This window comes from Protofrankia sp. Cr1 (genome assembly GCF_963555865.1).
Taxonomy (GTDB): domain Bacteria; phylum Actinomycetota; class Actinomycetes; order Frankiales; family Frankiaceae; genus Protofrankia.
On sequence record NZ_CAUVXO010000334.1, the window covers coordinates 1 to 4,262 of the forward strand.

The 4,262-nt window shown below is 68.4% G+C and carries 2 protein-coding genes; both read right to left on the reverse strand.

Annotation, left to right across the window (positions count from 1 at the left end; genetic code table 11):
* Positions 1 to 1,863, reverse strand: a 1,863-nt coding sequence (locus U9980_RS20575; RefSeq protein ID WP_322769416.1) for an AMP-binding protein, incomplete at its 3' end; no start/stop codon positions are given.
* A complete protein-coding gene (locus U9980_RS20580; protein ID WP_322769417.1) occupies positions 1,860 to 4,229 on the reverse strand; it encodes an efflux RND transporter permease subunit in 2,370 nt (789 codons plus the stop codon). The genes U9980_RS20575 and U9980_RS20580, both read right to left, overlap by 4 nt.
* Positions 4,230 to 4,262: the final 33 nt, after the last annotated feature.

Sequence of the window (4,262 nt, forward strand, 5' to 3'; positions counted from 1 at the left end):
GGTGGCGGTGGCGTCGTCGGTGGAGGTGGCCGGAACGGGTAGTGGCGAAACGTCGGACCCCAGCGGCGAGTATCGCTCGCGCAGGTGGCTGGAGCGCAGCTCGTGAACGCGCCAGCCACGTGGCTTGCCGGTGGGTCCTACCTCGCCGGTGGCCAGGGTGAACGCTCCGTCGAACAGTGCGTAGCGGCGGACCACGCCATGCGGGTCCCCGCTTACCACGAGTGCGGCAAGATGCGCCCACCGTGGGTCGTCCCTGCCGACCGGTTCCAGCCGTCCGGCCTCGCGCAGCATGTGCTCCGGCGTGCCTGCCGGGTGCACGGCCACATAAAGAAACACCCCGGCTTCGGGTACGGCGGGGAACAACACGATGTCAGCGGGGCCCAGCGCGGCGGCGATCCGCGCGATGAGGGCGCTCGTGTCCACCACGGTGCCATTCGGGGCCCTCACCAGGGACTGCACCCGCCCCAGTAGGACGATCTCGCCGTTGTCCCGGACGAGGGCACGGTCGCCGGTGTGCAGCCAGCCGTCCTGGACTGTGCGGGCGGTGACCGCATCCTCGCCGACGTACCGGGTGAACGTCGAGGGGCTGCGTACGAGCAGCTCGTCGCCGTCGCCGATCGCGACCTCGACGCCATGGATCGGGACGCCGACGACGTCGAACGCCGCACCGGATCGGGCGGTGATCGACGTCGCTCCGGCCACCTCAGTCTGCCCGTAGACGTTGCGCACGGGGATGCCGACCGCCTCCCACCATGCACGCAGCTCGGCGGGGATGGGTGCGGTGCCGGCAAATGCGTCCCGGACCCGCGCGAGGCCGGCCTGGCTGCGCATCCGGCGGCCGAAGACCCACGCGCCGGGACGGCGTCTGGTCACACCGGTACGGCCAGCTGCCAGTGCCTGGTCAGCAGTGTGTCGTACCGACGCGGCCAGCCGCCGTCCGAGCGCGCTGGACGACGCGGAACGCAACGCCTCACCCCGGATCGCCTCGTATACCAGTGGTGGTGCGAGCAGCACGCTCGGACGGGCGGCCAGGAGATCGGGCCCGAGGGTGACCAGCCCGTCGCCATACCAGGTGTGGCCGGCCAGCATGAGCGAGACATACAGGGTGAGTAACCGTTCGGAGATGTGCGCGGTCGGCAGGAACGACAGGAACCGGGGAAACGGGTGCGTGGTCTCGTCGCGCACCGCGGACACCGCGGACATCATCGCCTGTTCGGATACGTCGATGACACGGGCCGGGCCGGTGGTACCGGTGCTCTGCAGGTACAGCAGCGTCTCCCCGGACGGACGGGTCGGTAGCGCCGCCAGCCGGCCACGCACCGACGCAGTATCGAACGGTTCGACATCGGCTGCGAGGGTGGTAAGCGGTGTTCCCTCGACACCGGGCAGGGCAACGATCCTGTCCATCTCGACGATGGGCAGCGCCAACCCGGCGGTGGATGCCCGCGCCCGTTGGGAACGACCGACCACCACGGCATCGGCACCGGTCATCCGCACGGCGCGGCGCAGCTCGTCATCCGTGGCGGTCACGTAGAGCGGCTGCACAGCGCGGCCGGACAGCCCCAGCGCCAGCTCCAGCACCGGATAGCGGGCGTCGGTTTCGGCGAGGACCGCCACCGTAGCCGCCGGTCCGACGACCTGGCCGATGCCGTCGACAACGCCGAGAACCACGTGCGTGAACTCGTGCCAGGTGAGTGTGTGCCAGTCGGCACGTCGCTGCCAGCGACCCGGCTTCGTCGCATCCGCTGGGCAACGGTAGGTAATTGCCGGTCGCTCCGGGTGCGCACCGACGGTGTCCATCAGTACGGAGCGAAGTGTGATCCCGCCCTGCTCCGCCTCGGTCACGGCTGACGTCGTTGTCATGCTCCCACCTTCACGGGTGCCGAGACGGCGGCGGGCGCGCCGGCGTGGCGGCGCGGCCGGCCGCGGACAAGCAGCAGGTAGAGCGCCGGGCCCAGTACCAGGTCTGTTGCGAGTGCGAACGACATGGTGAAGGCGGCGACGAGGCCCATCTCCTGCAAGGCGATCAGCGAACTGGCCATCATGGAGACGAAACCGCCGATGAGCACGTAGGACGAGAAGCTCGCCGGTCGGCCGGTGCGCAGCATGGTTGCGGTCACGGCGCTCGTCGGGGCTGACCCGGTTCGGACCCGGTCCCGGATGCGTACGGACAGATGAATGGTGTCGTCGGCCGCGAGGCCGAGCGCGATGGCCAGGATCATGGCAGTGCCGATGCGCACAGTGATGTGGGCCAGACCCATGAAACCCAGGGTCGCGAAGAGCGGCAGGATGGTCGGCACGATGCCGGCGAGGAACAGCTTTGCGTCCCGGATGGCGAACCACATGATGGGCAGGATCAACGCGAGCGCGGTGATGGCCGAGAGCATCATCTCGAACGAGAGGCTGTGCATGCCCTGCTGTGCCAGCCACCACTCGCCGACTGTCGCCACGTCGGCGTCCGGCATGGTTTCCCGTGCCGCAGCGCGAATCCGTTCGGCGAACGGCAGGGACCTCGCTGTGCCGATGTCCGGCACCCGCACGATGATCGCGGCCTGGTCGCCGGCCGAGGTGAGCAGCGTGTCCGCGAGCCGCTGCACGACTGGTCCTGCCTGGCCCTGGCGGGCCGCGACCGCGCCGGACAGATCGGCCGGCCGGCGGACGCAGCCGGAGTCGCTTTGCCCAGCGGCGACCGGCGGCTGTGGCGTCAGGTCGAGCGGAGATGCCACATAGCGCACCTCGGGCATCGCGCAGACCCGGTTCACCAGCGAGGCAAGCTGCCGCTCGGTGCCGAGCACCGTGCCGGACCGTGGCCTGACCCACAGGACCGGGCCGAGGAATCCCGCGAACTGATGCTCGTAGGTGGATTGGGCGACTACCGCGGGATGACTGTCAGGTAGCTCTTCATTGACCTTCTGGTCGATCGACAGCCCGGATGCGCCGACAATTCCCAGGGCTGTGGTGCCCAGCACGAAGCCGAGGACGACTGTGCCGGGGCGGCGTTGCAGCAATCCGTCGGCGCGGTGCAGCATTGCGACCGTCCAGGACGTGGTGTGTTGGCGGAACTCCTGCGGCGGAGTGTTGCGGTAGAATACGTGAATAAGCGACGGCACGGTCAGCCAGTTGGCGACGTAGACGATCATTACGCCAAGTGCCGTGGACAGCCCGAACGACGAGATCGCCTTCATGTCCGCCGTGAGAAGCGCGCCGAATCCCACCATGGTCGCCAGGCCGGTCATGAATGCAGGCCAGGCCAGGATCGTGAATGCTTCGCGGTTCGCCGTGGTGTGATCCCGTCCCGCCTCGCGCCGCCGGCGGTACTCCTGCTGGTGGTGCAGGGCCTCCGCGATGCCGACGATCAGGACCAGGGTCAGGACCTGGCTGTTGACGATGGAGAAGGGTTGCCCGAGCAGCGTCATGACACCGAGGACCAGCGGTACCGACAGGGTGACGCCGGCAAGGCACGTCACGACGTCTCGGAGCCGGCGGAAATAGACGAACAGGATCACCAGCATCACCGCGAGCAGAACCGCGATGCTGCGCAGCACGCTGAACAGCACTTCGTGGGCGTAGACCTGTTCGACCTCGGGATAGCCGGTGATGCGGGTCGTGATACCGGTCTGCCGCGACCAGTCGTGCACCGTGGCGCGGAACTGTTTCACCGCGGCACGCCAGTGGGAGAAGTCGCTGTTGGCGATGTCGAGCGCGACGGTGACCGCGACCTGCCGGTTGTCGTCGCCGAAGATGATCCGCCGGGCTGACGGTGAATGCAGCACCGGCTCGATGACCGCTCGCTGCTCAGCAGGTGTGTGCGCATTGCTCAGGTCGGCGGCGACGCCGGCCGGATGCAGTCGGCCCGAGGCGTCGAAGAACGGGAACGTCAACGGCTCCCGCACCGTGACGAAGTGCGGTAGGTTGTGCAATCGGTCCGCAAGTTCGTGGGTCCGGGCCAGCGTGCCCGGGTCCCCGGTATCACCGACGTCCGCGATCGCGACAAGGTCGTTGAATCCCAGGTCGCCGAAATCCTTCTCGAACGCCGCTGTCTGTGCCAACTGCTGCTGATTGCCGGTGAATACCGGACGGAACGACATGTCCATCCGCATGTTGAGTGTGCCGACTGCGCCGGCGAGGACGCCGAGGACGAGGCAGACCAGAACGAGCGGGCGCCGCCGCGCCAACGTGTCGTAAATACGACCGGCACGTACGCCACCCGGGATTCCTGTCGCTGACACCCGCTCGCTCCCTCAGGCCCTGTCCGGTGGATA